The following is a 3,960-nucleotide window of genomic DNA, read 5'->3' as shown; positions in this document are numbered from 1 at the left end:
TTCCATGACATGGTTACAATGAACACAACGAGGGTAAGGGAAAGAGAAAAGTTTGTGTTTTTTGGTGAAAGAAAGTTTAAAGTAACGCTTGCAGTCTTTGCAAAAGAAGATTTGGTTTTTGAACTTATCATGACCGTTTTTGATGAAGTTAGAAGAGCCACAATGAGGGCATTTGAGTTGGATATTAACCATATCGGGATACCTCCTTATTGAGAGTATATTGGGGGGTGTCCCCTATTTAAGAAGATAATATGATTTTTGAAATTTATCAATACCTTTGGTTAACAAAATCCTAAAAAATAAGGGGGGATAGAAGATGAAAATATTTAGAAATCTAACTTATATATTAGTTATATTTGCTTTATCCGTTAGTTTATTCTCTGTTGATTTTTCTAAAGAATTATTTGATAAACTTGCCGGTGCAAAAAATAAAATTCCCACAATAGAAATTCCTGAATACGAAAGAGTACAATTGGATAATGGTATGGTATTTTACATTTCAAAAGATACCACTCTCCCTATTGTTGAGATAAAAGGATATGTAAAGTACGGAAAAATGAACGAAACAATGGAAACAGCTGGCTATTCATCAGTAATGTTGAAAATAATGAACACCGCTACAAAAAAATTTGATGAAACGCAATTGATCGATTTTAAAGAATTAAACGGATTAGACATTTCTTTCTCCGCGGATAATGATTATTACACTATTTCAGCAAATTCACTATCAGAAGATATAGAAGCTCTTTTTGAAGCTCTTGCATCTGAATTAACAGAGCCACAATTTGAAGGAGATCATTTTGGCAGAATAGTTAAAGAATACCTTCAAAGTATTGCCCAAAGTTACACAACAGAAGACGGATTATTAAATATGTACTACTCATTAAATGTTTTCGGTAAAGAACACCCTTACTCATTCTCAGATAATTTGGAGTTACTCCATGCAAATATTTCTTCAATAACTCCGGAGAAAGTTGAGAATTTCTATTACAAAACAATTAGTCCGAACAGAATTATAATTTCAATAGCAGGAAATTTTGAAATTGATAATGTAAAAGAATTAATAAAAAAATATTTTGGAGATTGGGAAAATACAGTTTCCTCAGAACCAATGCTAACATACGATTCTTCGCTAAAAACTACTCCAAAAATTGTAGTTGTTAACAGAAAGGATTCTACGCAAGCAAAAATAAAAATGGGATATAGGTTCCCAAATTTTGAATTCTTTAAAGACAAGCTTTATGATAGAGTTGCATTTTTAATGGCAAATAGAATTTATGGAAGTGGTGCTTTTAAATGTAGATTAATGAAAGTTCTAAGAACTGAAAAAGGATATGTATATGGTATTAATTCAAGTTTTTCCACTGGAAATTACCTTGGAAATTTCTATGTAACAACAACAGTACGCTATGACGCGTTAGCAGATTTGATAAAAGATGTTAAGAAAATTATGGAAGATATGAAATACAACAAAGATCCAATAACTTCAGAAGAATTATTTAATGAAGTTAACCTTTACAATGCGTTATTCCCAAATTCCTATAAAGACAAGATCTCAGTTCTTGATAGCGTTGCATTTAACATAGAAATCAGAAATCTTAGTGAAAACTACATAAATGAATTTGTAAAAATGTATAACTCGCTCAGTGTTGAAGATGTTCAAAAAGCATTCTCAAAATTCACATATCCTGAAAATTTTGTAATTATAATTGTTGGAAATAAAGATAAGATAATAGAAAATCTAGATAAAAATGGTATAAAAGATTACGAAGTTATAGAAAATAAATAACAAATACCTAGAACTTTCAAAGCCCGTTTCTAGTTGAAGTTTCCAACTGGAAACGGGTTTTTTATTTCACTGAAACTATAATAAAAACTCCCCCAACTCGCTTTGACCAAGTTGGGGGAGTAGTTGTTTTACTTTATTCTTAGTTCTTATTTGACTACAACAGGTATTAATGTTGCATAAGCTTGACCTGGTACGTATGATTTGAGTATTTCCTCTTGTGTGTAGCCTTCTGGAACGATTATGTCAAGGACGAATGGAGCGTAATCTTTCGAATCTGCTGGGTAACCACCTAATGTCCATTGTGTCGAGTCTTTAGTTATAGGTCTTATGTGGTCTGCGCCGTATCCATCTTGGCTGAGTGAAAGTATATATGCTTTTATACCAGTTTGAACATCTAAGTATTTTTTGAATATTATTACATGTATTACTTTATCAACTGGATCTGCTTCGTATGTTATTGCTTCTGGTATCTCTTTACCATCTGCCGTTGCAAAGACTATTCTGTCATCTGGCCAACCTGCGACTTTTATGAAATAATCCCAAGGTTCTTTAAATTGTACTCTTGCACCTTCTTTGTATGTTGTGGTTTTTCCACCAGCTTTTGTATCTAAGTAGAGATTTATCAATTGATGTGAGAATCCTTTTGGAGATGCCCATGGGTTTGTCATCTCTGCAAATTTTATGCTGAATACGTATGCGTCATCATTTTCAAGAACTGTAACTTCTGTTATGTCAAATAATCCTTTGTATGGTGCAAATGCCGGGTCTTTTGGATATGTGTATGTACCAAATCCGTAATCGTCTCCAACTTTATCAACAAATTTTGCAATAACATTACCAGATAGCATAGTTGGTGCCTTTACAACTACTCCATCTTGTGGAATTACTTCTTCTTTATCTCCCATTGCGCAAGTAACAAAAATGTTGAATTCTTCACCACTTTTTACTCCAAGAATGTCGTATGGTATTTCAATTTCAACTACATCATCAACCGCTGCTTTGAATGCGTTTGCTTGTAGTATCCAAGAATCATCACCAGCGGCCGCGTAGAATGTTCCACGCTTCCTTGTCTTCCACGTTTTCATGTTTACAGAAAATCTGAATCCAACTGGCTTTGATAATGTTGTTCCATTGTAGGTTTTAGAATTTGCACTCATCATTTTCGGAGCGTTTGTGTAAACTTCTATCAACATGGTTTCACCAATGTAATCTCTAGCTGGTTTGTCAAGTACAACTGCCACATATGCTGCAGTTGATGTTCTTGCAACGTAAATTTCTTTCAATGTTGAACCTGTAAATATGGCAGTTGATTTTTCTTTTTCGGAAAGTTTCCCGTCTATTTCGTATTCAACACTTTTAACAGTATTTTCCTTTGGTAATTCTACTTTAGCTGGCTCTTCCTCCTGTTTGACTCTTGGTGCTCCAACTTTTAGTTGTCCATCTTCCTTCCAAACTTCAAATATCCCGTTCTTTCCACCAAATCCATCGTCAACAAATGCAGGTGCGTTTGGGTCAAAGAGCCAATCTTTTCCATCAACAACAAATTTGTATTGATACACACCAGGTGTGAGCTCCAAAACAGCTTCCCACCATCCATCTCCTGAGCTGTAGCATTCTGTATCGTTCATGCTCCAGTTGTTGAACGACCCCGCAATAAAAACGTACCTTGCTTCGGGTTTGTAAAATCTTATAACAACGTACGTGTTATCTTCTATATAAAAGTTTTCTTCTCTTTCCGCGTTGATTTCAACTTTTTCTTTAATCTCTGCTGCTGGAGCAACGATAACTAGTTGATCATCCTTGAGTGCAAGTGTAAAAACACCATTTTTCCCACCAAATCCGTCATCCGTGTAACCTGGAGCGTCTGGGTCTTCTTTCCACACTTTTCCACCATCGATAACAAATTTGTATTGGTATGTTCCTGGTTTAAGCTCAAGTTCGGTAACCCACAGATCCCCTTCTCTTCTCATTGGGTTAGCGTTTGTTGACCAATTGTTGAATGTACCGGCAAGATGCACCGTATTTGCCTGAGGATAGTTGAATGTAAAGACAACTTTGTTCCCTTCAATTTTCAATGCCGCAAGTGACAATACAGAAAGTATCAACACCATCAAAGCAAAAAACTTAATCTTTTTCATACCCTTCCCTCCCTCTTCAAAGAAATATTTTTG

Annotated in this window: 3 protein-coding genes; 2 read left to right on the top strand and 1 reads right to left on the bottom strand. The window is 34.7% G+C overall.

The features are described 5' to 3' along the window. Together AS161_RS09260 and AS161_RS06805 are read left to right on the top strand one after the other, a co-directional pair. Positions 1-213, top strand: a 213-nt coding sequence (locus AS161_RS09260) for a hypothetical protein (protein WP_206518793.1), incomplete at its 5' end; no start/stop codon positions are given. Between the two features lie 103 nt (positions 214-316). After that, positions 317-1,789 (top strand): pitrilysin family protein, encoded by a 1,473-nt coding sequence (locus tag AS161_RS06805; protein ID WP_164542243.1) that lies wholly within the window; start codon positions 317-319, stop codon positions 1,787-1,789. 146 nt (positions 1,790-1,935) lie between these two features. Here the strand turns inward: AS161_RS06805 and AS161_RS06800 are convergent, their stop codons facing one another. After that, positions 1,936-3,927 carry a glucodextranase DOMON-like domain-containing protein gene (locus AS161_RS06800; RefSeq protein ID WP_164542242.1) on the bottom strand — a complete coding sequence of 664 codons (1,992 nt, stop codon included), beginning with the start codon at positions 3,925-3,927 and terminating at the stop codon, positions 1,936-1,938. Positions 3,928-3,960 lie beyond the last annotated feature (33 nt).

Source organism: Fervidobacterium sp. 2310opik-2 (assembly GCF_011057735.1).
Lineage (GTDB): Bacteria > Thermotogota > Thermotogae > Thermotogales > Fervidobacteriaceae > Fervidobacterium > Fervidobacterium nodosum.
Note: the sequence above shows the minus strand (reverse complement) of the source record. Positions and strands in the feature narration are given on the sequence as shown.